This is a genomic window from Bacteroidia bacterium (assembly GCA_020852255.1).
Lineage (GTDB): Bacteria > Bacteroidota > Bacteroidia > JADZBD01 > JADZBD01 > JADZBD01.
The window spans coordinates 103,159-128,960 of sequence record JADZBD010000002.1 but is presented as its reverse complement, the minus strand read 5'-3'; the positions used below and the strand labels follow the sequence as shown (position 1 = coordinate 128,960).

Annotated in this window: 20 protein-coding genes; 17 read left to right on the top strand and 3 right to left on the bottom strand. The window is 47.9% G+C overall.

The window, feature by feature from the left end:
- Positions 1-15: 15 nt before the first annotated feature.
- The 5 genes from IT233_01290 to gldN all read left to right on the top strand — a co-directional run bounded on the left by IT233_01290 (position 16) and on the right by gldN (position 5,983).
- Entirely contained in the window at positions 16-957 is a 942-nt protein-coding gene (locus tag IT233_01290) for a PorP/SprF family type IX secretion system membrane protein (protein MCC7301253.1), read from the top strand.
- A gap of 154 nt (positions 958-1,111) precedes the next feature.
- Positions 1,112-2,545 carry an SUMF1/EgtB/PvdO family nonheme iron enzyme gene (locus tag IT233_01285; GenBank protein ID MCC7301252.1) on the top strand — a complete coding sequence of 478 codons (1,434 nt, stop codon included), beginning with the start codon at positions 1,112-1,114 and terminating at the stop codon, positions 2,543-2,545.
- Between the two features lie 61 nt (positions 2,546-2,606).
- Positions 2,607-3,422, top strand: coding sequence for a gliding motility protein GldL (gene gldL / locus IT233_01280; protein MCC7301251.1), 816 nt, complete (start codon positions 2,607-2,609; stop codon positions 3,420-3,422).
- Between the two features lie 50 nt (positions 3,423-3,472).
- Positions 3,473-5,098, top strand: coding sequence for a gliding motility protein GldM (gene gldM / locus IT233_01275; protein MCC7301250.1), 1,626 nt, complete (start codon positions 3,473-3,475; stop codon positions 5,096-5,098).
- A gap of 24 nt (positions 5,099-5,122) precedes the next feature.
- Positions 5,123-5,983 carry a gliding motility protein GldN gene (gene gldN / locus IT233_01270; protein MCC7301249.1) on the top strand — a complete coding sequence of 287 codons (861 nt, stop codon included), beginning with the start codon at positions 5,123-5,125 and terminating at the stop codon, positions 5,981-5,983.
- A gap of 70 nt (positions 5,984-6,053) precedes the next feature.
- Here the strand turns inward: gldN and IT233_01265 are convergent, their stop codons facing one another.
- Positions 6,054-8,243, bottom strand: coding sequence for a glutamine synthetase III (locus IT233_01265; protein MCC7301248.1), 2,190 nt, complete (start codon positions 8,241-8,243; stop codon positions 6,054-6,056).
- A 170-nt stretch (positions 8,244-8,413) separates the two neighbouring features.
- Complete coding sequence (gene sppA, locus IT233_01260; GenBank protein MCC7301247.1) at positions 8,414-10,171, bottom strand: signal peptide peptidase SppA; 1,758 nt, start codon at positions 10,169-10,171, stop codon at positions 8,414-8,416.
- Positions 10,172-10,251: 80 nt separating this feature from the next.
- Between sppA and folK the strand changes: the two genes are divergently transcribed.
- The 12 genes from folK (at position 10,252) to IT233_01200 (ending at position 24,546) form a co-directional block, all read left to right on the top strand.
- Positions 10,252-10,737, top strand: coding sequence for a 2-amino-4-hydroxy-6-hydroxymethyldihydropteridine diphosphokinase (gene folK, locus IT233_01255; GenBank protein MCC7301246.1), 486 nt, complete (start codon positions 10,252-10,254; stop codon positions 10,735-10,737).
- Positions 10,734-11,360, top strand: a complete 627-nt coding sequence (locus tag IT233_01250; protein ID MCC7301245.1) for a deoxynucleoside kinase — start codon at positions 10,734-10,736, stop codon at positions 11,358-11,360. Before folK ends, IT233_01250 begins: the two co-directional genes overlap by 4 nt.
- A gap of 125 nt (positions 11,361-11,485) precedes the next feature.
- Positions 11,486-13,222: a hypothetical protein gene (locus tag IT233_01245; GenBank protein MCC7301244.1), complete on the top strand. Its 1,737-nt coding sequence runs from the start codon at positions 11,486-11,488 to the stop codon at positions 13,220-13,222.
- Positions 13,223-13,311: 89 nt separating this feature from the next.
- Positions 13,312-14,733: a PQQ-dependent sugar dehydrogenase gene (locus IT233_01240; protein MCC7301243.1), complete on the top strand. Its 1,422-nt coding sequence runs from the start codon at positions 13,312-13,314 to the stop codon at positions 14,731-14,733.
- A 56-nt stretch (positions 14,734-14,789) separates the two neighbouring features.
- Positions 14,790-16,373, top strand: coding sequence for a DNA polymerase/3'-5' exonuclease PolX (locus IT233_01235; protein MCC7301242.1), 1,584 nt, complete (start codon positions 14,790-14,792; stop codon positions 16,371-16,373).
- Complete coding sequence (locus tag IT233_01230) at positions 16,373-17,890, top strand: GH3 auxin-responsive promoter family protein (protein ID MCC7301241.1); 1,518 nt, start codon at positions 16,373-16,375, stop codon at positions 17,888-17,890. The genes IT233_01235 and IT233_01230 overlap by 1 nt, the downstream gene beginning before the upstream one ends.
- Entirely contained in the window at positions 17,859-18,677 is an 819-nt protein-coding gene (locus IT233_01225; protein ID MCC7301240.1) for a hypothetical protein, read from the top strand. The genes IT233_01230 and IT233_01225 overlap by 32 nt, the downstream gene beginning before the upstream one ends.
- Positions 18,678-18,752: 75 nt before the next feature.
- Complete coding sequence (locus IT233_01220) at positions 18,753-19,382, top strand: deoxynucleoside kinase (protein ID MCC7301239.1); 630 nt, start codon at positions 18,753-18,755, stop codon at positions 19,380-19,382.
- Positions 19,383-19,442: 60 nt separating this feature from the next.
- Positions 19,443-21,941 carry a T9SS type A sorting domain-containing protein gene (locus tag IT233_01215; GenBank protein MCC7301238.1) on the top strand — a complete coding sequence of 833 codons (2,499 nt, stop codon included), beginning with the start codon at positions 19,443-19,445 and terminating at the stop codon, positions 21,939-21,941.
- A gap of 3 nt (positions 21,942-21,944) precedes the next feature.
- Positions 21,945-22,766 (top strand): 3-methyl-2-oxobutanoate hydroxymethyltransferase, encoded by an 822-nt coding sequence (panB, locus tag IT233_01210; GenBank protein MCC7301237.1) that lies wholly within the window; start codon positions 21,945-21,947, stop codon positions 22,764-22,766.
- 13 nt (positions 22,767-22,779) lie between these two features.
- Entirely contained in the window at positions 22,780-23,454 is a 675-nt protein-coding gene (locus IT233_01205; GenBank protein ID MCC7301236.1) for an RluA family pseudouridine synthase, read from the top strand.
- A gap of 30 nt (positions 23,455-23,484) precedes the next feature.
- Positions 23,485-24,546 carry a T9SS type A sorting domain-containing protein gene (locus tag IT233_01200; protein ID MCC7301235.1) on the top strand — a complete coding sequence of 354 codons (1,062 nt, stop codon included), beginning with the start codon at positions 23,485-23,487 and terminating at the stop codon, positions 24,544-24,546.
- On the opposite strand, the gene IT233_01195 is transcribed toward IT233_01200, so the two are convergent.
- Complete coding sequence (locus IT233_01195; GenBank protein MCC7301234.1) at positions 24,543-25,799, bottom strand: 3-deoxy-D-manno-octulosonic acid transferase; 1,257 nt, start codon at positions 25,797-25,799, stop codon at positions 24,543-24,545. The two genes, IT233_01200 and IT233_01195, sit on opposite strands and share 4 nt — an antisense overlap.
- Between the last annotated feature and the right edge of the window lie 3 nt (positions 25,800-25,802).

The window sequence follows — 25,802 nt, the reverse complement described above, 5'->3', positions numbered from 1 at the left end:
CCTAACACGATTGCCATGAAGAAAATTATTATCCTTTTATCATTTTCCGTTCTTGCTTCTTTGGGATTTTCCCAGCAGGATCAGCAGTTTTCTCAGTTTATGCACAATAAACTCTCGTTCAACCCCGGTTATGCCGGAACGAACGGAGCCTTGTGTGCTGTAGCCATGTACCGGATGCAGTGGATGGGATTTGACGGAGCTCCCAAATCATTGCTCTTTAGTCTGGATGCACCTTCGCGTGCTCTTCACGGAGGACTCGGTCTTACCGTGATCCAGGACCAACTGGGAAATGATAAATCCCTCTTCGCACGAGGAGCCTACTCCTTCCATCAGCCCATTGGCAGTGTGGGAGTACTAGGAATCGGCATTGGAGTCGGAATGATTCAAAAGACATTGATATACAACTGGTTACCTCCAGATGGACAGTCTTCCATTCAACCAGATGCTTCCATCCCGGATGCGAAGGAAAGTTCTATCACTTATGACCTTGATTTCGGTTTGTACTATACCACTCCCAAGCTCTATGTCGGATTGGCTTCTACACACCTTCCGGAACAGGATGTGACCAAAAACCAGATGAACTTTGGTGTGGCCCGTCACTATTTCGTTCTTGCAGGTTATACCTTCGATATTACAGGTGATATTCAGCTGATTCCCAATGTATTGGTTAAATCTGATGCGAAATCTACTATTTTCGATCTGAACGTTACCGGAATGTATCAGAAAATGGTGTGGCTGGGAGCTTCTTATCGAATGACAGATGCAATCGCCGCCATGCTGGGATATCAGAAAGAAATGGGTAAGAGTGCCTTTAAGGCAGGGGTAGCCTACGATTTTACCACCTCAGATATAAAGAACCATTCCAATGGTACCCCCGAGATCGTTGTAGGGTACTGCTATAAGATGGTTCCAAAGCAAAAGACCCAGAGTCATATCAACCCCAGGTTTTTGAAATAAAAAATAATTTATTGTAACCTTTTGATTTTATTATCGTTAAAGCAACTCTATATTGCTTCGGAAGCATATCATCCTGTGTCTAGCAGGATGATTTTCAAGTATATAGAGGATAATATCGGTAAGAATTAAACGAAGTGACAAACAAACAGAACCAATGAAAAAGTTACTCTTAGTTGGATCCTTGGCGGCAGTGCTGGCTTCCTGTAACCAGGGCAATGGAGAACTTATCGGGGTCCAGAATCGTGAACCTTGGTACGATTACGACCCCTACGGTATGTTGTACTGCCCCCCGGGTAGTTATAATATGGGTGCCTCTGACCAGGACGTGCCCTACGCCTTCACACAAAAGGCGAAGACCGTATCCGTTCAGGCTTTCTATATTGATGAAACGGAGATTACCAATAATGAATACCGTCAGTGGGTATACTGGGTGCGAGACTCCATCGCAAGGCGTTTGTTAGCGAATGCCGGTGATGAAGACTATATTGTACCTGAAGAGGATTACTTCGCAGGGAATCCTGTTTTGGTGGGTGAACCTTATCCTGATCCTCCCCCCATTGCGTGGGATTATAAGATTAAGTGGGACAGTGATGACGAGGAATACCGCCAGATACTGGAAGATATGTACCTGCCTCCGAGGGAGCGTTACTGGAAGAGAAAGGAAATTGATTCCCGCAAGCTAAACTATGCCTACTACTGGCTGGATCTGCGTACTGCTGCCCGTAAAGCGAATCGTTTTAAGTGGAAAATGTCGCCCGATCCTGATCCGGAAGAGGATGGAAAGATGTTTATCAACGGGGTGGGATTCTCTACTTCTGACACTTCGCTGGGATCTTATACGGTGAACGGTGTTCCCGGCAAAGACAGAAAGGTCTTTATTATTAAGGATGTGATTAACGTGTATCCCGACACACTTGCATGGATACTTGACTTTACTTATTCGTTTAATGAGCCTATGACCAATAATTACTTCTGGCATCCGGCTTATGATGAGTATCCGGTGGTGGGTGTAACATGGAAACAGGCCAAGGCATTCTGTATCTGGCGAACCCAGTTGCTGGATGGATTCTTCACATCTATCGGACGTACCATTGTGAATGATTATCGTTTGCCTACCGAATCGGAGTGGGAATATGCTGCCCGCGGTGGACTGGATCTTAGTCCGTACCCCTGGGGAGGTCCTTATATCCGTAACATCCGTGGTTGCTTCCTTGGAAACTTCAAACCTATGCGCGGTTCGTATTTCGTTGATGGTGGATTCCACACTGTTAAAGTTACTTCCTACTCGCCCAACGAATTCGGATTGTATTGTATGGCGGGAAATGCTTCGGAGTGGACCAGCAATGCCTATGATGAGGCAGCGTATGATTTCTCCCATGACCTGAACCCGGATTATCTTTATGATGCAAAGGACAGCGATCCTTCCGTCCTGAAAAGAAAAGTGATCCGCGGAGGATCATGGAAGGACGTAGGATTTTATCTTCAAACCTCATCCCGTACTTACGAATACCAGGATACGGCTAAGTGTTACATCGGCTTCCGCTGTGTAATGACTTACCTGGGTCGTGATAAGGGTGATGATATTTAAAACAGTATCAATACCAAACAGCAATTAACCGAATCATTAACCCCAACTAAAACCGAAGCGTATGTTTAAAGATTTCAGACCAGGAACCCGTAAGTGGAAGAATTTCATGGCCAAACTTTACGGTTTGGGTGCCTCCGTCGTAATTGTGGGCGCTCTCTTTAAAATCATGCACTGGCCCTTTTCAGGTCCCCTCCTTGTGGTGGGTCTGAGCACCGAGGCCATCATCTTTGCTTTTTCTGCATTTGAACCTATCCATGAGGAAGTAGACTGGAGTCTTGTTTACCCGGAACTTGCCGGAATGCACGGTGAGGGGCACGAGGCGAAAGAAGAACTTCCTGCAGAAGAAGAAAAACTTTCGATTACTGAACAGCTCGATAATATGCTGGAAGAGGCCAAAATCGGTCCTGAGCTTATTGCTTCCCTGGGCGATGGTATGAAAAACCTTAGTGATCAGGCAAACAAAATCTCAAATATCACAGAGGCTTCCGTTGCCACCGGTGAATATGTGAGCAGTGTGAAATCCGCTGCCAAAAATGTGAGCGAACTGTCCAGCAGCTACTCAAAGGCCGCTGAATCTATGATGGGACTCTCCATGACGGCAGGTGATTCTGCCAACTTTGGTGAACAGCTCAGTAAGGTTTCAAAGAACCTCACTTCCCTGAACTCGGTTTACGAGCTTCAGCTGAAAGGGTCTGAAGAACACCTGCGTGCTACCAACAAAATGTATGAGAGCATCGAGAGCGTGATGAGCAACCTGAGTGCCTCTATGGAGGACACCAAACGGTACAAGCAGGAAATGGCTGTGCTGGCCCAGAACCTCGAGTCACTCAACACGGTGTATGGTAACATGCTCACCGCGATGAATGTTCGCAAGTGATAAGAGCAGTGGATAATTAACGACAAGTTTCATCTTAATATTTTGATATAATGGCTGGTGGAAAAGAAACCCCGAGGCAGAAGATGATCGGTATGATGTACCTCGTACTCACCGCTCTTCTGGCACTTAATGTTTCCAAGGAGATCCTCAACGCCTTCGCTATTATCAATGCAGGACTGATCGACACGAACAGGAACTTTGCGGCTAAAAATGAAGTCACCTTCAACGACTTTGTGAAAGCCATGCAGAACGACCCCGTGAAGGTGAAGCCCTACAAGGATAAGGCAGAAGCGGCGATGAAGGATGCCAAGAACATGTATGACTACGTAGATAGTCTCAAGACTATGCTCTTTATGAAAGTGGAGCAGGTGGAGAAAAACGTGGCAGATACTCTTACGATTGAGTGGATGGATAAAAAGGATAACTATGACATCCCCACCCACGAACTGATTGGGGATGACCCCGGAAATCCTACAGGAAAAGCGAAAGAGCTGAAGCAGCGTATTATCGATTTTCGTGGAAAAATGCTCAATTACGTAGACGAGAAAGAGCGCGGGAATATGAATATTGGTCTTAAAACAGATGATCAGTATTCTATTGTGGACGGAGGAATGGTTTCATGGGAAACCAATAACTTCTATCACATACCCTGCGCTGCTGTTATCGCAATCATGTCAAGGATTCAGAATGAAATTAAAAATGCTGAGTCCGACATCCTGAAGCATCTGTATACCAAGATTGATGCCTCCTCCTTTAAGTTTGATACACTCGCAGGACGGGTGGTGGCGAGTTCCAACTATGTACTGATCGGCGATGAATACCGCGCCGAGATCTTCGTAGCAGCGTTCTCCACAACCTCCAATCCTACTGTGTTTCTGGGAGAGATTGACTCCACGCTCGCCGGACCAAAGCCCGGTGTGGTTTACGACACTACATCCGTTGTCGTGAGCAAGGGGGTGGGTGTTTATAAGCTGAGCCCTTCCTCTGAAGGAGAAAACAAGTATTCCGGTCTGATCCGGGTGAAAAATCCTTCGGATAACAGCTATAAGTTTTTCCCATTCAAGAGCGCATTTATGTCTGCCCGCCCGGCTGCGGTGGTTTCTCCCACCAAGATGAATGTGTTGTACATTGGAGTGGATAATCCGATCTCGGTGTCCGTACCCGGGGTTCCTGCAGAAAAGGTTCGTGCGGTTTGTACCGCCGGATCATTGTCTCCTTCGGGCAAGAAGGGAGATTTTGTGTGCAGAGTGAAGGGTGGTGCCAAATGTAATATCACCGTTTCGGCCGACTTTGGCGGAACAAGCAAGCCAATGGGGAATTTTGAGTTTCGTATTAAACCCGTTCCTGATCCTGTGGCCAATTTCGCCGGAAAACGCGCCGGAGACCCGAATATGGCCGTGAGCAAAAGTGCGGTTCTTGCTGCTCAGGGTGTACTCGCAGAAATGGTGAACTTTGATTTTGACCTCAAGTTTAAAGTGGTATCCTTCGAAATGTCCATGACTATCAATGGGGTGGAAGCTACCGCGAAATCCAATGGAAATATGGTTTCACCGGAACAGAAGACGTATATGACCAAGGTGAAGGCCGGTTCCAAGATTTACATAGATAACGTGAAGGTCGTGGGTCCTGATGGAACCATGCGTACCATTCCCGGATTGAGCATCAAGGTGATCTAACCGAGCAACAAAAAAAAGAGGAAGATGAAAAATGGTATTAAGTATTGTCTGATGTTCGCCCTTGCGGCGTTCTTTTCGGCCGGAGTGTCGGGACAGACCGTAATTAATCCGAATGCGCCGTATGACAGCCCCTATCTTAAGGAGCATATCAATCAGCGTAAGCCCATTCCTTATACCTATCTCCGGGAGGCGGATGTAATGTTCGCTAAGCGTATCTGGAGAGTAATTGATATGAGGGAGAAAATTAATCTTCCGCTCTACTATCCCACCGAGCCCATAAAAAACAGATTATGTCTGTTTGATGTGATCCGGAAAGGCCTGGAGGAAGGTGCTCTTCACGCGTATGATCGTCCGGCGATTGATGATGAGTTCCAGTACGAAATGCCCCTGTCACTGGTGAAATCCAAGTTGAATTCCATGGATACCGTTCTGACACCGAACATCAATACGGGACTCATGGATACTGTACTTGTTCCCCGCCAGATCGACGCTGCAAAGATCACTCAGTTTTGGGTAAAGGAAGACTGGTTTTTTGATAAGCAGCGAAGTGTGATGGAAGTGAGAATCATTGGTATTGCTCCCATGGTCGAAAAGATCGATCAGAACGGCGATTTCAGGGGCTATGAGCCGCTCTTCTGGGTTTACTTCCCGGAGTGCCGCCCTTATTTTGCCCAGTACGAAGTGTTTAACCGTTTTAACGACGCGGAGCGCAGAACGTTTGATGATATCTTCCATAAACGCCTTTTCAGCAGCTATATCCGTAAGGAGAGCAACGTGTATGACCGGGTAATTGTAGAATATGCCAAGAGTATTGATGCATTGTTTGAGAGTGACCGGATTAAGAACGATCTGTTCCTGATGGAGCACGACATGTGGCATTTCTGAGCAACACTAATCGCAATAAAAATCCCCCTTCGGTTTCCGGAGGGGGATTTTTTATTTTCAGAAGTATCCGTTATTTGGTAAAAAGCAACTCGCGGAATTTCGGTAAAGGCCAGCTCTCATCATCCACAATCAATTCCAGCTTGTCCACGTGGTATCGGATGGTTTCAAAGTGTGCTTTCACCTCATGACAATAGGCCAGGGCGTGTTTACGGTGATCATCAATGCCATTTGCCTTCTTACGGGCTTCGATCATGTGCTCAACGTTTTCCTTAATAACTGCGATGTGCTCACTGATTTCTTTAATCATGTCAAGCTGGGGGCCGGCTACCTTAGTATATTCCGAGCCTGATAAAATGTTCTTTATCCCGCTTACATTATCCACCAGCATCTTCTGATATCGGATGGAAGTAGGAATAATGTGATTCATGGCAAGGTCACCCATTACGCGGCTTTCAATCTGTATTTTTTTGGAATACGTCTCCAGGTGGATGGCATGACGCGCTTCCTGCTCGCGGTGACTCATAATCCCGTTTCGTTCAAAAAGGTCCAGCGTTTTTTTGTCTATATATGAATCAAGAGCTTCCGGTGTGGTGCTGAAATTGTTCAGACCACGCTTCTTCGCCTCCTTCTTCCATTCGTCGCTGTACCCGTTCCCTTCAAAAAGAATACGCCGCGAAGCCTTAATGTAATCTACCAGTACATTAAAGATGGCCTCATCTTTTTCCTTTCCCTTGCTGATCAGCTGATCTACTTCTTTTTTAAACACCCGAAGCTGATCGGCCATTATCGTATTGAGAACGGTCATAGGGCCGGAACAGTTGGCAGAGGACCCTACTGCACGGAATTCAAATTTATTTCCTGTGAATGCAAATGGAGAAGTGCGGTTGCGATCGGTGTTATCCAGTAACACATCCGGGATCTTTCCGATTCCCAGCTTAAGGGCCGTCTTCTCATCAGGGGTCATTTTACCGGCTTTTACTTTCTTCTCCAGATCTTCCAATACCCGGGTAAGCTGACTGCCGATGAATATACTCATGATGGCAGGAGGTGCCTCATTTGCCCCCAGCCGGTGATCGTTACCCGCCGAAGCAATCGCGGCTCTCAGCAGATCATCGTTATCGTGTACCGCTTTGATCGTATTAATAAAGAAGGAGAGAAACATCAGGTTTGTTTTTGGGTTTTTCCCAGGCGACAGAAGATTTTTCCCTGTGTTGGTACCCATGGACCAATTGTTATGTTTTCCGCTTCCGTTTACTCCGGCGAAGGGCTTTTCATGAAGCAAAACACGGAATGAATGCCGGCGAGACACTCTTTCCATGACATCCATTAAAAGCTGATTGTGATCCACCGCCAGATTGCACTCTTCAAAAATGGGAGCACACTCGAACTGATTCGGAGCTACCTCGTTGTGACGGGTCTTAATAGGAATACCTAGCAACCAGCATTCCTGCTCCAGGTCTTTCATGAAGGCAACTGCCCGTTCCGGAATGGAACCGAAATAGTGATCCTCCAGCTGCTGCCCCTTTGCGGGAGCATGTCCGAACAGGGCTCGTCCCGTGAGGTTGAGATCCGGCCGGGCATTATATAGCGCCGTATCTACCAGGAAGTACTCCTGTTCCCATCCCAATGTTGCGGTTACCTTCGTCACGTCCTTATCAAAATACTGACACACTTCCGTAGCGATCTTATCCAGCGCGTTCAGGGCTTTGAGAAGAGGTGTCTTGAAATCAAGTGCTTCACCGGTATAGGAAATGAAAATGGTGGGAATGCAAAGTGTGTTGGAATAGATGAAGGCGGGGGAGGAGGGATCCCATGCTGAGTAGCCCCTGGCCTCAAATGTATTGCGGATGCCGCCGCTGGGAAATGAAGAAGCGTCAGGTTCCTGTTGTATCAGCTGTTCTCCTCCAAAGGCTTCCATCGCACGTCCGTTCTCCACCGGCGTAAAAAAGGCGTCGTGCTTTTCTGCTGTAGTGCCGGTCAGAGGCTGAAACCAGTGCGTGTAGTGCGTTACTCCTTGTTCCATCGCCCATGCTTTCATAGCATTGGCTACCTGATCCGCTGTCTTACGGTCAATCTTGGTGCCGGATGAAACTGCACCCATAACTGATTCAAACGCATCTTTACTGAGGTACTGTCTCATCTTGTCGTGTCCGAATACGTTTGCTCCGAAAAGATCGCTGACCTTTGCAGCCTGCAATTTTACATCTACCGGTTTCCTGGTGAGTACTTCCTCCAGGGCTTTAAATCTGTGCCTTGCCATATTTATTTTGATATACCCCCCATTTTTTGAGGGGTGTTTACGTAAAATTGCGAATTTTCGTGACAAATATATCGAAAATGGGGGGGGGAGAGGAAAAAAACATCCAAATCTTTTAACAATAGAAAAGGCCCCGGATTTCCGGGGCCTGGGGATGTTGCTGCGACTGATAATTAGTTGATTATAAACTCAAAAGGCAGGCGGGCCTGTACTCCTTTCATAGCGCATAGTTTACGAAAGCCCAGAACCATGGTGTATTGATCACCTAATTCATTTCGAAGAAACTGGCGGGCCTGATCCTCGCCTTCTCCTTTGAGTTCGCTCATGAATTCTTCAAATGGTTTTTTCTGCTTTGGAAGATATATAATACGGTATTCCTTAGTACCCACTTTTTCTGCTGCGTATTTTATAGCATCCTTCAGGCCCCCTAACGCGTCTACCAGACCCAGATTCAGGGCATCCGCCCCGCTCCATACTCGTCCCTGACCTATGCTGTCAACGGCGGCAACACTCATCTTCCTGCCTGCGGCCACACGGTGGAGAAATACCTGGTAAATGTCTTCTACTCCTTTCTGAATAACCAGCCCTTCTGTTTCTGAAACAGAGCGGAAAACGCTGCCCAGGTCAGAATGTTTATTGGTGTTCACGGTATCGATGGTGATCCCGAATTTATTGGCGAACATTTTTTGCATATTGGGAAGCATGCCGAACACGCCAATGGAACCCGTAATCGTATTTGGCTGCGCAAATATTCTGTCAGCACCGCAGGATATATAATAGCCTCCGGATGCGGCCACATCTCCCATGCTTACAATAATGGGCTTTGAGGCTCTTGCGAGCACTACTTCCCGCCACATTACGTCTGATGCAAGGGCACTGCCTCCGGGAGAATTCACACGAAGTACAATCGCTTTAACCGAAGAATCAAGCCTGGCCTCCCGAATGGCCCTGGAAATTCGTTCTGAACCTATACTTTCATCGTTTCCTTCACCGCTATTGATATCTCCCACGGCATAGATCACGGCTATTTTCTTTTGAGAAAGTTTTTCCTTCTTTCCTTTTGGAGTCTTGCTATACTTTCCCAACTCTACCATGGAGATCTTTTTATTTTCCTTTATTCCAAGCTTCGTTCTCAGCTCCGCCAGCACCTGGTCTTTATACAGGGTATCGTCGGCCAGTTTGAATTTCATACAATCCCCGGCGTTCTGAACACGCATGTCGTCTGCCATCTTCATTAACTCCTCCACAGGAATCTTCCTGCTTTCGGAGATGCCTTGCAACATATGAGCCCAAAGGCTACCGAGGTATTTTTCAACCTGTTCACGGTTCGCTTCACTCATTTTGTCAAGCATAAATGGCTCAATGGCGCTTTTAAATTTACCATGTCGGAAAATTTGTGCTTCTACTTCCAGTTTTTCAAGCATACCCTTGAAGAACATGAGCTGCGCGCTCAGTCCGGCATGGGTAATCAGTCCCTGCGGATTCAACATCACCCGGTCAGCCACCGAAGCCAGATAATAAGCCTTGTGATCCATCACCTCTGAATAAGCATAAATGAATTTACCGGAGGATTTAAAGTCGAGCAGGGCATTCCGGATTTCTTCCGTTGTGGCCATACCGGCATTCACAGTTGAAATTTCCAGGAAAATACCCCGGATATTACTGTCTGCCTTGGCTTTTTCAAGATTGGCGATTATATCATCCAGACCTACAGGCATACTATTTTCACCGTCGAAGGAAAAGTTTTCAAAGGGGTTATTGGAGCCGCGTTCTAAAACAGGCTTATCCAGCTTCATGTGAAGCACTGAATTTTCTTTTGCCTTGAACTGCTTTTCTTCGGGTATCAGGGCAACAATAATGAAAATGAACAACAGGGATGCAACAAACATTGCTGCAAGTGATCCCAGGAAAGAAGTAAGAAAGTTTTTCATAGATGCGAGATGAACGGTTTTACACAGAGCAAAGGTATTCATACGCCCCTCGAGGTGCTCTGAATTGTTACTTTTGGAGTATGGCAGGGATGAACCGCTTCATTTTGTTGTTGGGTGGAAACCAGGGCGACCGCTTCGGAACCCTTTTCGAAGCGATCAATCGTCTCTCGGTACTATACCGCGTGACGGGATCCTCGCCGGTTTATCTTACGGAACCCTGGGGCATGAAGGAGCAACCATGGTTTCTGAACGCTTGTTTAACCATCGATTCGGAACTTTCTCCTATCCGCATGCTGGAGGAATTACAGACGCTGGAAACGGCTATGGGAAGAACGCGTACAGTGAAGTGGGGGCCACGAACGCTTGATATAGACATACTGGCCTGCGGAGAGTTGATCTATGTTCAGCCTGGGCTCGAGATTCCGCATCCCGGTTTATCCCGCCGCCGGTTCGCCCTGGAGCCAATGGCAGCCGTTGAGCCGGAATGGAAGCATCCCGTGGAGAAATGGAATGTAAAGGAATATCTGGCGGCGCTGGTGGCACCGGAAAAGGTGATTCGCCTGTGAGACCATCTTTTATCGCCATCGAAGGAAATATAGGAGCAGGAAAAAGTACCCTGGCCGCTAAACTGGCTCTTCACCTGAAAGCGGAACTTCTGGAAGAGAAGTTTGAAGAAAACCCCCTCTTGCCTTCTTTTTATCTGGATGCCGCCGGTTACGCTTATCCCCTGGAGCTTTCCCTGCTGATAGACCGATTCAGGGACATCAAAAAGAGGGTTATCCCCGGAAGGCCCGTAGTGGCCGATTACTGGTTTAATAAATCGCTCATTTTTGCAAGAACCAACCTTTCCCGCGAGGATTTTGCCCATTTCATGAAGCTTTTTACCAGCCTCGAATTCAAACTGCCTGTGCCTGATCTGGTCATCTATTATCACCGCAGTCCGGAAAAGGCGTCGGAAGGGATCAGAGAGCGGGGAAGGGAATATGAACAGGGTATCCCCGGAAAATACCTGGAGAAGCTGGAAAAACAGTACCTGTCCTATCTCAAACAATACCGGAAAAGCCCTGTTTTGTGGCTGGATGGCGAGCGTTTTGCCCCTGCGCGCAACCGGGAGGATATGAGCCGGCTTTTAAAGCTTCTGGATACCCCCTTCAAGCCCGGACTGAATCGTCCGGACCTGGGTATATAAGTAACAGATAGTCAAATATTTCTGAATTAGAGGGATTTCCTTCGCCATTATCAAAAATTATCTATTTTTGCACGTCAACGGCTTCATCAAGGCCTGAACCCCAAATAACTAACCATTCAACGCAAATGAAAACCAGATCTATTAAATTCTTCGGACTCGCTGCTGTGGTGGCAGTTTCATTCTCAGCCTGCCAGCTGAAGAAAATGTCGAAGAAGGCTGATTCCGTGAACTACACGGTAACGCCTACCCCGCTTGAAATGCACGGTGACAGCGTTTCTGTAACCGTAAAAGGTGTTTATCCTGCCAAGTATTTCGGCAAAAAGGTGGTGCTTACCATCACTCCGAAACTGAAGTGGGAAGGTGGTGAAAAAGCACTCGATCCTATTACCATCAGCGGAGAAAAGGTGAAAGACGCAAAGGGAAATGTTGTAAAATACAAGGAAGGCGGATCGTTCTCCTATTCTGATAAGGTAGCTTATGATCCCGGCATGAAGAACTGTAAACTGGTTTATACCGCAAACGGTGCTAAAGGAAAAAAGACCAAGGATATGCCTGAGAAGGAGATCGCTGAAGGTACCATCATTACTCCTTACCTGGTGAAGAGCGATGAAATGCCTCTCATCGGAAAAGACCAGTTCCAGCGTATCATTCCCATGACTGCTCCAATTGACATTTTCTTCACTATCAATCAAAGTGATGTCCGTGGATCAGAGATGTCTAAGAAAGAAATGAAGGAGTATAAGACATGGCTCGAAAATTCTATGAAGGCTCCTGAGAAGTATGTCTATAAGGGATACAGCATTTCCGCGTACGCTTCCCCGGATGGTGAACTGACGCGTAATGCTTCACTGGCCGACGAGCGTGCTGCTTCTGCCATTAAGTACCTGAAGAATGTTTTCAAGGATAAGAAAACTAAGTACGAAAATGGTCAGAACGACGGATTCTATGTGGTAAAAACCACTGCTGAGGACTGGGAAGGATTCGAAAAACTTATGAAGGAATCCAGCATCGCGGATAAGGATCTTATCCTGAATGTGCTTAAGATGTACCCTGACGGAGAAGTGCGCGAGAAGGAAATAAAGAACCTTTCAAAAACTTACCGCGAGGTGGCTGACCAGATCCTGCCGAAGCTCCGCCGTGCAACCAACAATCTGAACTATGATAAGGTGGGTCGTTCGGACGAGGCGCTCCTTAAGTTCGCAACCACCACGCCGGATTCACTGAATCTTGAAGAGATCCTCTATGCCGGAACACTTACCAACGATCTTAATACAAAGTTGGCTATTTATAAGGCAGCAGAGAAAATGTTTGGCAGTGACTGGAGAACGGTTAACAACGTGGGCGCTGTATACCTGATGCTTAACAAACTCAGCGATGCTGAATCTCAGTTTACCAAGGCAGACGGTATGTCACCTAATAACCCCGTAATCATTAATAACCTTGGAATCGTTGCCCGCTGGAAGGGTGATCGCAAAAAGGCAATGGAACTTTACAATAAGGCCGGAAGCGCTCCCGAAACTAAATACAACATGGGAATCTGTGAAATCCTCAACGGGAATTACGCCGCTGCGGTTACCAATTTTGGAAACTACAAAACCTTTAACGCGGCACTCGGAAACGTACTGAACGCGAATCTGGACGGAGCTGTTGCCATTCTGGACGGATCAAAAGAGAAAGAAGATGCATTGTCATATTACCTCAAGGCCATCGTTGGCGCACGTAAGGGTGATGACAGCATGGTGATCAACAACCTCAAAACGGCCATCAACAAGGATGCTTCCTTCAAGGATAAAGCACGCCTTGATCTTGAATTCTTTAAGCAGCGTAATAACGCTGAATTTAAGTCGCTGGTTGGTATGTAAACTAACCCCTTTAATACGGAACCCCGCCATTTTTCGGCGGGGTTTTTTTATGCCTTTCAATTCACTATCTTTACTGAAATAAGTTGATCATGAAAAAAGCTATTCTCTCTTTGTTCCTGGCTCTTGCCGGGGCTGCTGCTGTGGCACAGTACCAGACAACAGCCGTCATCACGAACCTGGCCTATCCCGTGGCATTTACGTTCACTCCTCAGAACAGAATCCTCCTGACCCTGAAGTCCGGAGAGATTATGTATTACGACGCGAATTATTCGCTGATTGGCACCTTTTATGACCTCAGTGATTCCACTTATAACGACTTCGAACGCGGCTTGCTTGGGATTGAAGTGGATCCCGATTATTCAAACAATGGCTATGTTTACGTTTATTACAATCATCGCTGCTGTAATCCCAGTCCCACCGGCACGCAATACCTTCGCGTGGTAAGATTCACGGAGGTGAGCAATGTGGGCACCAACCCAACAATTATCTTTAATCAGATGGTGAGCAATTCCATCCCCGGTAATCATGTGGGCGGAAACATCCGGTTTCGTCCGTCGGAACCCAATCAGATCTATATTACCATCGGCGAGCTGGCTACACCGGCGAATGCCCAGTTGATGACCAATCCGTACGGAAAAATCCTCCGGATCAATAAAAACGGTACCATCCCGACGTCTAACCCGTATTATGATGACGGGAACCCGGCCACCGGAAATGATGACAGGATCTGGACCTGGGGACACCGGAATGCCTATGATTTCTGTTTTAGTACGTTCAATGATTCCTTGTATGCATCGGAGAATGGCGCCTCAACATATGACGAAGTGAATTATGTGGTGAAAGGAAAAAATTATGGGTGGCAGGCATGCGAGGGCAACTTCCAGTATAATACCACCACGCCCTGCACCAATCCCGCCTATACCAATCCCATTGCGGTATTCGGTGCTCCCCTGCCTGCAGTAACCGGAATCCTTCATTACACATCCAGCGTGATACCTGCTTTAACGAATCACCTCCTTGTAGCTGATAACGACTATGGTCGGGTGTATGATCTTACGCTGGGGAATGCACCGCAATACAACACGGTAACGAGCCAGGTCCAACTCATGGACCTCACTACTTCGGGGGGCCTCACTACTCTTAAGCAAGGGAGCGAGGGATGTTTTTACGCCATGAAGGGCGGATACACCACCTCAGGAAATATTACACGCGTTTGTCCCGTGGGGATGAATGTCCAGACGCCGCTGACCGGGGTGAGTGATGCGGAACTTTTTCCGGTGCCTGCCCGGGACCATCTTACGGTTCGTTTCTTTCTTCAGGAGAACAGTACGGTGAAAATAATTATTACAGATTTAACCGGTAGAACAGTACTTGAAAGTGAAGAAGACTCCGGGAACAGCGGTGTAAATGAACGGCAGGTTCCATTGAACGATATTCCGTCCGGCATTTATTTCTGCACTATTATCAGCCGTGGCGCGCCGGTTACTTTAAAAATGAATGTGAGCCGATAAAACATTAGGAAATCAGGAATCCGGGGTGCCTTGGCACCCCTTTTTTATCATTGCACGTGAACACACAGGAAGTCGCCGCAGCGTTGAAACTTACGGGGAGGCTGATGGAGCTTCACGGAGAGAATCAGTTTAAAATCCGTGCGCTGGGCAACGCGGCTTTTAAGCTCACCAGGTCCGGGCTGGATCTTTCGAGACTAAGTAAGGAGGAAATTGAAGCGATCGAGGGCATCGGGAAAGGAATTGCGGCCAAGATTGTGGAGCTGATGTCAACGGGAACCAGTGCGGAACTGGAAGCTTTACGGAGAAAAACTCCCGACGGGGTAATACGATTGATGGATGTGAAAGGTCTGGGCCCTAAAAAGGTGTTTCATCTTTGGAGAGAACTGGGCATTGAAAATATTGGTGAATTGCTCTATGCATGCAGGGAGAACCGTCTGGTTGCTCTGAAGGGATTCGGAATAAAAACGCAGGAGGAGGTCCGCAAGAATGTCGAATACCTCTTGTCCAATGAGGGAAGTTTTCATTATGCTACGGTTGAGCCGGTAGCATTAGCCTGTTTAGATAAACTCAGAAATGATCTGAAAACGAACGTGGAGATAGTAGGAGAAGTCAGAAGAAAAATGGAAGTGATCCGAACGGTTCAGTACCTCGCATCATCTAAACGAGAACTGAGTGACAAATGGACCGTAGAAGGTTTACGCCTGGAGATAGCCTCGGTGGCACCGGAAATTTTTTACAGGGAGGTTTTGAAGCGATCGGCCGCGGAAGAATTCCTGAATGAACTGGGTCCCCTGCAGAATGGCAACTCCATGGAGGAGGTATTCGAAAATTCCGGACTAAAACCGGTGCCTGCTGAATGGATGGAAACGCGTAAGGCGGCCATTGCTTCCAGAGAGCACAAGGTTCCACAGCTGATTGACTGGCAGGATTTACGCGGATGTCTTCATAATCATTCCTTATGGAGTGATGGACTGCATTCTTTGAAGGACATGGCCGTAGCTTGTAAGGAGCTGGGGCTGGAGTACTTTGGCATTTGCGACCATTCGCGTTCCGCTTCCTATGCAGGCGGACTTACTATTGAAAAGGTCTATGAGCAGCACCGTGAAATTGATGCATTGAATGAGGAACTGAAACCCTTCCGGATTCTTAAGGGAATTGAATCCGATATTTTGAGCGACGGATCGCTGGACTATCCTGAAGAAGTTCTTGCGGAGTTTGAATTGGTTGTGGCTTCCGTTCATCAGAACCTGAAAATGGAAGAGGTAAAGGCTACCGAACGACTGATCAGGGCTATTGAAAACCCTTATACTCATATCCTGGGGCATCCCTGCGGACGCCTCCTGCTGAGCCGGCCAGGATACCCTCTGCAGTACTCAAAAATTATCGACGCATGCGCCGCGAACGGAGTGGCAATCGAGCTGAACGCGAATCCATGGAGACTGGACATCGACTGGCGATGGATACATGAATGCATGAACAAAGGGGTGAAGATATCGATCAATCCGGATGCACATGAAAGGGAAGGAATGCTGGATATGCATTATGGAATATATGCGGCGCGTAAGGGTGGTCTTACGGCCGACTATTGTTTAAATGCCTTAACACTTGCGGATCTTATGAAATACCTGAAGAAGAACTGATGTCGTTTCTGAATTCCATAGCCAGCTGGTGGATGCGTAAGCGAATGCATCAAATCGATCTTTTCATGAAGTATCCTATTGAGGTGCAGGAAGAGTGGCTTCAGCGGCTGCTTCGCACCGCAAGGGACACGGAGTGGGGAAAAAAGCATGGGTACTCCTCGATCAGCAACTGGAAGGAATACGCGGACCGCGTGCCGCTGCAGAACTACGAATCCATGAGTGAATACATAGATCGGATCAGAAAAGGCGAACAAAACCTTCTCTGGCCGGAGGAGATCACCTGTTTCGCGAAATCTTCGGGAACAACGAATGATAAGAGCAAGTTTATTCCGGTTTCACCGGAATCGCTGGATGGGTGCCATTATAACGGAGGGCGGGATATGGTAGCCATTTATTGCAACAACCGGCCGGAAACACAACTTTTTACAGGAAAGAACCTGGCACTGGCAGGCAGCAAAGAGACTTTCTTTCATGCAGATCACAGCTCAGAGCACGGGGATCTCAGTGCGATCGTTATTTCCCATCTTCCCCTTTGGGCAGAGTTCTTTCGCCTGCCGGACCTTTCAGTGGCCCTGATGAACAACTGGGATGAGAAACTGGAGAAACTGGCGGCAGCAACCATGAACGAGAATGTGGTAAGTCTGGCGGGAGTACCTTCATGGATGCTGGTGCTCCTCAAACACATCCTGCAAAAGAAGAATGCCCGAAGCCTCCGGGAGGTCTGGCCGTCTTTTGAAGTGTATTTTCACGGCGGGGTGAGCTTCCTTCCCTACCGAAAGCAATTCGAAGAACTTATGGGCGGTAAAGGCGATTTTATGGAATTGTATAATGCATCGGAGGGATTCTTTGGTATCCAGGACCGAAGCGGATCCGATGAACTTTTACTTATGCTGGATTACGGGATCTACTACGAATTTCTTCCGCAGGATCAGTGGAACAAAGCCGGTGGTAAAACAATTCCGCTGGGTGAGACACAAACAGGTGTCCCGTACTCGATGGTAATCACTACTACCGCCGGTCTCTGGAGATATGATCTTGGTGATACGATTGAGTTTACTTCTATCCGGCCGTATCGCTTCCGGATTACGGGAAGAACAAAGCTTTTTATCAATGCGTTCGGAGAAGAACTTATGATTGATAATGCGGAAAGAGCACTGGCGGTAGCTTGCGAGAAAACGGGTGCTGTGATAGGGGAGTTTACCGCCGGACCTATTTTTATGACAGGAAGCGAGACGGGAGGTCATGAATGGATCATCGAGTTTGAGAAAGAACCGCCTTCCCTTCCCCTTTTTTCTGAGCTGCTGGATAACGCCCTGAAATCGCTTAACTCCGATTACGAAGCCAAGCGATTCAATGATTATACGCTGCAGATGCCGCTTATCCGCTCGGTAAAGAAGGGTACATTCTTTGATTGGATGAAGAGCAAAAACAGGTTGGGTGGGCAAAACAAAGTCCCTCGACTGGCCAATGATCGTAAATTCCTGGATGATATTCTTCAGAACATACATGCCTGGTAAACCCTTTTTTCGGATCCTGCTCCCCCTGGCAATGACCGCACTGATTTGCGCCGTTTCTGTCCAGACATGGATCAGTGGAAAATTTTCCGGAATGGCTCTGGATGCAGCGGGAAATATTTATACCCTGCGCGATGAGCAACTCACAAAATGGGACGCAACGGGGTTGGAAATGTACACCTATTCGGAAAAAGCCATGGGTGATCCCCTCTCCGTGGATGTAAAGGGTGGTCATCGGGTATTGCTCTTCTATCCTGCAACCCGGCGAATTGTTGTACTGGATAATACCTTAACTCCCGTAGGAGCTCCTCTGGATATGAAGAATTTTGGCATCATTGATCCCCATGCGGTTTGTTTATCCGGAGAATCCGGATTCTGGGTCTATGACGGCGGACGCGGCTTTATTGAGCGCTTGAGTTTCGATGGAAAAGAACTGGTGGTTTCTCCGCAGTTATCGGAGCTCTTCGGTGAACGAACGGTGCAAAGGATGCTGGACAGAGATCAATGGCTCATCATTATTTTTAAGGACGGCTCTGCCGAATTATTCGACCGGTTTGGCACACCGGCCCGCTCGGTACCTGCTCTCCCGGGACGCCGAGCAGTGGAGTTTTCCGCCGGCCGCATGTATTCATTAAATCAGACGGGTGATTCATTATTCTGGAAGAATATTCATACCCTGGAAACAGGTGAAATGAAGCTCCCTGCTGACTCCGTCTCCTCCTTCGGTATATCCGCGGAAAAACTGGTATTGATGGAGCCCCGCGGCGTGGGTATTTATTATCAAAAATGAAGAGGCATAGTTATTAACACCTGACTTGCAAGGCAAGCGGGATTTTGTACTTTAGTCCGCTCAACCACTTGAATTATGCATGTAGCTGTTGCAGGTAATATCGGATCCGGTAAAACAACCCTTACCACTCTCCTGGCAAAACATTATAACTGGACACCGCATTTCGAAGATGCCGACGATAATCCATACCTGAATGATTTTTATGAGGACATGCAGCGTTGGTCCTTTAACCTTCAGGTGTACTTTCTGAATAGCCGTTTCGCCCAGATGCAGGCCATTAAGAAGAGTAAAAAAACGGTGATCCAGGATCGGACTATTTATGAAGATGCCTACATTTTTGCGCCTAACCTGCACAGCATGGGTCTTATGACTACACGTGATTTTGAGAGTTATTTCAGTCTTTTCAAAGTCATGGAATCATTCATCACCCCCCCGGATCTGCTGATATACCTGAGAGCAACCGTACCCAACCTCGTCAATAATATCCAGAAAAGGGGTCGGGATTACGAAAATGCCATTCGTATTGATTACCTCAAGCGACTCAACGAGCGCTATGAGGCCTGGATCACTACCTATGAGCAGGAGAACAAGGGGGCAAGAATTCTCTTTATTGACATTGACGACAACAATTTTTCGGAAAAAAAGGAAGATTTGGGCGTCATTATCAATAAGATAGACGCTGAAGTTCACGGTCTGTTCAAGTAGCACCGCTCAGTCTTATTCTTATCTTTGCCTTAAAGCATCCCTCAACTTTTCTTTCGGCAAATGCGTTTAATTTTTGTAGCTCTGGCAAGCCTGGGAATTCAGATCAATTCCATCGGCCAATTGCTGTACGATACCGCCATGTGGGTCCCCAACGGACCTGTTCATTCCATGGTTCGGTACAATAATGACCTTATCATAGGCGGGGATTTTAATTATGTGGGGAAAGCACTTGGGTATGGAATGGCAGTGGATACCGTCAATGGGGTGCCGGTCTTTTACGGATTTCCCGAAGTGGATGGTCCTGTATACGCCGTTTTCCCGGATACATGGGGTGGATGGTTTATTGGTGGGGATTTTACACTGGTGGGAGGACAACCCCGGAAGAATCTCGCACATATTTCCAAATCAGGGCATCTTTATCCGGGTTTTAATCCGTCACCGGACGGAGCGGTTTATGCCATATGGGTAGTGCCCTCCAATGCCTCCTCAGGCATTCCCAGACCGGAAGTGTATGTTGGCGGAGATTTCACCATCATCGGTGGAGAGACACGACACCATTTGGCGGTACTCAACCCCTATAACGGTGCTCCTTATATTAACTGGGATCCAGTACTTAACGGAAGAGTCCGGTGTATTACAGGTAAAGGAAGAAGTACTGTTTACGTCGGCGGTGATTTTACATTGGTCAACGGATATTCGAAGCTGCGGCTGGCAGAATTTAACCAGGTTAACGGTGCCGTGTATGTAGCGGAGACACTTAAAGTTTTCAATAATGCGTTCAATGCCTCCGTGGAGGCCTTATATTATGCTTACGGGGAATTATTTATCGGAGGGGCTTTTACCACCGTTGACAATCAGCAGCGCAAGTATTTGGTAAAATATATCGCCGGGGCAGACTCCATTGACACAGGTTTTAATCCGGGTGTAAACGGCCCTGTTTATACCATCGGTAAGGAAGGATATGTAGTAAAGTACGGAAGTACAGGACCTCCGCCTCCCGCGCGAATCGGCGACCACCAGGAATATAATGAGCGCATGTTCATGGATACCACGATTCTCTTCGGTGGATTTTTTTCGCTCGTGGGAGGGCAACCTAGAATCAATATAGCCGAAGTGAGTACTACGGACGGGTCGGTGACTTCACTTAATATTCAAACCAACGGCCCTGTCAACAGCCTGAACTGGTCAAAACGGAATGGTGATATTTTTATTGGCGGAAATTTTACTCTTGTTAATGGCCAGCCACGACGACATTTCGCTCAGACAGATTCTCTGGGAGCAATAAAAAATCTCCAATTTAATGTGTCAGATCCGGTGCGATGCCTGGCGCTAAGCGATTCGCTTCTATATCTCGGAGGAGAGTTTGTCTGCCGCGACGGTGTGGAAAGAAACAATATCGCCGCTATTGATCTGACTACTAAAACCGCAGGGAGTTTTAATATCGGAGCCGACCGGTATGTCTCTTCTATGGTGCTTACCGGCACTGGCAAACTTCTGGTTGGCGGTAATTTTCTTGCACTGGGCGGACAACCGCGTATGGGTGTGGGAGGGATTGATCTGAATACGAATTCTGTGATGCCCTTTGTTGCAAATGCTAACGGGCTTGTGCGAACAGTTACATACATTGGAAATAAGATGTATTTCGGCGGATTGTTTTCCACCGTGAATAATATCCCCCGTACGAACATGGGTTGCGTAAATATTGTGACAGGCCAATTGGAGAACTGGCATCCTGATCCCAACGGTACGGTCAATTCTATAGAAGCGGGTTCAGACAGGATATGGGTAGGAGGATATTATACAAGCATCGGAGGTTTTCAGAAAAATCATCTTGCCGTTGTAGATACACTCGGCGGATATTGTATTACTTCTTTTAACGCAGCGGTGAATGATGGTATCTATGATCTGGATGTAGATGGTTCCCGTCTTTACCTGGGCGGCTGGTTCAGCACATTAGGTTCCCAACCCAGAAGCAATGCGGGCATGATGGATCCGTATTCCGCTGCGGTCAGTTCCTTTAATCCCAACCCCTCGAATTATGTGCGATCCGTTCAGCAAATTGATCCGTCTACGGTGGTGATAGGGGGTGACTTTACCTTAGTGGGAGGACAAGACCGCGACCATATGGCTCTGGTGACCTCAGCCACTGGCACTCTTCTGCCGCTGAACCCCGGACTGAACAGAGCCCCGCTGTGTTATATCAAGGAAAACAACATACTTTATACCGGCGGATTGCATACAGCTATTTCAGGAAGAGTTCACGCATTTCTGAACGCCATCAATTTACAATACACCCCCGGATTCCCGGAATCGGACTACCCTCATCAATTGCTGATCTATCCAAATCCGGCCGGGGAATTTATTATGGTTAGCCTGGCATCTCCGGTGGACGGAATGAGTCTGGTCATCCGGGATATGACGGGAAGGGAAGTGCTGCGGGTAATAATCACCGGGGCGGAAGCCATGCTGAATATTTCAGATCTTACTCCGGGTATTTATATGGTTGGAGCAGAGGGAGGGCATATCTCATTTCAGCAGAAACTGATTATAACCCGATAATACATGTCAGCCGTAAAGAAAAAAGAAGCAAAGCGCATTACGACCCACGTTCTGCAGGAAATGAAACGCAGCGGGGAGAAAATCTCCATGCTTACGGCCTATGATTTTACAATGGCACGTATTCTGGATGCTGCAGGCATTGATGTGATTTTGGTGGGCGATAGTGCCTCCAATGTAATGCATGGCCACGAGACGACCCTGCCGATCACCCTCGATGAGATGGTTTCGCATGCGGCGGGTGTGGTGAAAGCAGTCACCCGTTCTCTGATTGTAGTGGATCTTCCATTCGGAACTTACCAGGGAAATTCCAAGGAAGCACTCAATTCAGCTGTCCGGCTGATGAAAGAGACCGGGGCTCATGCGGTAAAGCTGGAAGGTGGCGCAGAGGTGGTCGAAAGTGTTGAACGGATTCTCTCTGCCGGTATACCGGTGATGGGCCATCTGGGACTTACCCCGCAGTCTATTTATAAGTTCGGTACCTATACTGTGCGGGCGCGCGAAAAGGCAGAAGCAAAAAGACTGATGGAGGATGCACATGTCCTGGAAAACGCAGGTTGTTTTGCACTGGTACTTGAAAAGATCCCTGCGGCACTCGCCGGTAAAGTGGCAAAGGAACTTGCTATTCCTGTGATCGGGATCGGAGCGGGAGGACAGGTGGATGGTCAGGTACTGGTGACTCATGATATGCTTGGACTTACTTATGAATTTTCTCCGCGCTTTCTCCGCCGTTATCTGAATCTTTTTGATGAAATAAAAGGAGCCGTTGAAAGTTATATAAAGGATGTGAAACGTAAGGATTTTCCTAACAAGAACGAGCAGTACTGAGGCTCCGGACGATATGGAGATCCTTTACGAAGACAATCACCTCATTATTCTTAATAAGTGCCCTGGAGAAATAGTTCAGGGAGATAAAACCGGTGATGTTCCCCTTTCGGAAAAACTGAAGCAGTTTCTGAAAGATAAATACGGAAAACCAGGAAATGTTTTTGTTGGAGTGGCTCATCGTCTGGATCGCCCGGTGAGCGGTGTTGTGATTTTTGCGAAAACTTCCAAAGCGCTGGCCCGTTTAAACGAAATGTTACGGAACAGGGAAATTGAGAAAACCTATTGGGCAGTGGTCAGCGGCGATCCTCCTCCGGAGGGGCATCTCATTCACTATCTCCGGAAAAATCAGGAAAAGAATATAAGCAGGGCATACGAAAAGGAAGTGCAGGGCAGCCTGCGTGCTGAGCTTAAATTCCACCGGGTCACTTCATCGGATCATTACCACCTGCTGGAGGTAAACCTGATGACCGGACGGCATCACCAGATCAGGGCGCAGCTCAGTGCTGCAGGCTTTCCCATTAAAGGAGATGTTAAGTATGGTGCACGGCGTGCGAATGAGGACCGGTCTATTCATCTGCATTCCAGAAAGACGGTATTTCTTCACCCCGTAAAACGGGAAATGCTGGAAATTACCGCCCCACCTCCTGCTGACGCACTATGGCAGGCATTGCAGGGCATAAGTAAATAGTTGCGTACCTTTGCGGAAACAATCTGTTCTATGAAACATCACATCACACTCCTGTCCGCCTGGATATTGTCCGTAGCGCTGTTTGCGCAAACCACACTTACATTTAACTACACGGGCAGTGTCCAGACCTTTGTGGTTCCAGCCAATGTCTATCTTCTTTCTGTGGATGCGTTCGGTGGGCAAGGAGCGGATAATGGTCCGGCACCGGGAGGCCTGGGCGGAAGGGTTCAGGCATTGATAAGTGTGAACCCCGGTGACATTTTAAATATTTATGTGGGAGGGGCCGGTATCAATTCACTCAGTCAGCCGGCTTCTGCTTTTGATGGCGGAGGTGGTGTGTATTCTTATACTTCATGCGGTACGGCAGGTACCGGAGGTGGTGGAACGGATATACGGTTTAATGGCACAACACTGAGCGACAGAATCGTGGTGGCAGGAGGTGGCGGAGGCGCCGGCGGATATGTTTCCGGAAATCAAACCTACGCCGGGGGTGCAGGTGGTGGTCTCATCGGAGGCGATGGTGTTATATGGCCTTCCTGGCCCCAGTCAGCAGGTGGCGGAGGAACACAGTCGGTCGGTGGTGCCGGAGGTATCGCCTGTTGCTCGTGTCCACAATATACTACCGGAGGCGCTCTGGGCGTAGGAGGTAATGGTTCCGGCGATTGTGCAGGCGGCGGTGGCGGCGGCGGCGGATATTACGGTGGGGGTGGTTCTTGCTTCGGCGGCGGCGGCGGCGGATCCAGTTACACTGGAACGAATGTAACGCAGGTAGTCCATACACAGGGTTACCAGACCGGAAACGGAATCGTGATTATCAGCTACAATGTTAGCTCAACAGGAATCCCAGGTGAATATTTTTCAGCTAATTCTGTTTATCCGAATCCTTTTCGCGACGTGTTGTTCCTGAACCTGTCCGTGTTTCCGGGAGCAGGTTTCATTCTCACGGATATCACTGGAAGAACAGTGCTTGAGGGAATAGCCGGAGCCGGTGTAACTGAGCTTTCTACTTCTTCTTTGTTACAGGGCACCTATCTGCTGACAATCAGCACACCGGAAGGAGTCTTCCGGAGAACCCTGGTAAAGAAAGACTAAGGCGTAAAAATAGCGGTGTAGAGGCGTTCGGTAGCTCCGGTTCGGCGAACTACGTATTCTCTGCTTGTCATCGAAGCCATTCGAAGAAGCATGGGATCACTGAAGAGAAAGTTTATTTTCATTTCCAGATCCTTTGCATCGGTTATACAGAAACCGCCCCCCGCACGCATGAGCTCTAGCGCTTCATTGAATTTATGATGCTGTGGTCCGAAAAAAACCGGTTTTCCGTAAACGGCGGCCTCCAGTAAATTGTGGATTCCGGAACCGAACCCGCCTCCAACATAGCATACGTGCCCGTATCGGTATAGTTTGGAGAGTGAGCCAATGTGATCAATCACTAACATTCGGCAGTCTTCCGGAACAGAATTGTTTTTAACCGCGGAATGCAGGCTCGGACGAAGGGAAGCAAACCTCCTGAGTATTCCGTCCAGGTGAGCCGGGCCGGTCTCGTGAGGTGCAAGAATTAAACAGAAGTCTTTCTTGTCGCCGGTCTCACACCAGCGGGCCAGCAACTCTTCGTCTGCGGGCCAGGTGCTCCCGCATACCATCACGCTGCGGTTTTTTGAAAAGACTTCCGAAACAGATTCTCCTGCCGGATCGGCCGCCAGAGTGTTCACGCGGTCAAAACGCGTGTCACCACTCACCTCATGCGAAAGAATGCCGATGGTATTGAGTAGGGAGGCGGATTCGTCATTCTGCAAAAAAATCCGGTCATATTTCTTGAGAAATTCCCGAAACCAACCACCGTACCATTTGAAAAACACCTGATCCGTCCGAAAAATGCCGGAGATCAGAAAGTGAGGGATCTTGCGCCGGGCCAGCTCTCCCAGAAAGTTGAACCAAAATTCATATTTCACAAAAATAACCTTGGTGGGTACCGTAATGTCAAGAAATCGTCTTGCGTTACCCGGAAAATCCGCCGGTAAGTAGGAGATGATGTCAACTCCCGGATAATTTTTGCGGATCTCATACCCCGAGGGTGAAAAAAAAGTGAGGAGGATTCCTGCTTTGGGTTGTTCCTTTCGGATGCGCTCAATGAGCGGACGCCCCTGCTCGAATTCTCCAAGGGAAGCACAGTGAATCCAAATGCGCTCCTCCGCCGACCGGAATGTTCCTCCGTTTAGTTTCTGTTCAAGTTCCTCCCACAGGTGTTTCCGCCCGCGCTGCCATTGAGCAGCCTTTTCATTAAACAGTGCGGCGATCCGGATGGCGCAGGTATAGAGAAAAATACCCAGATTGTACAAAACCTTCATGGT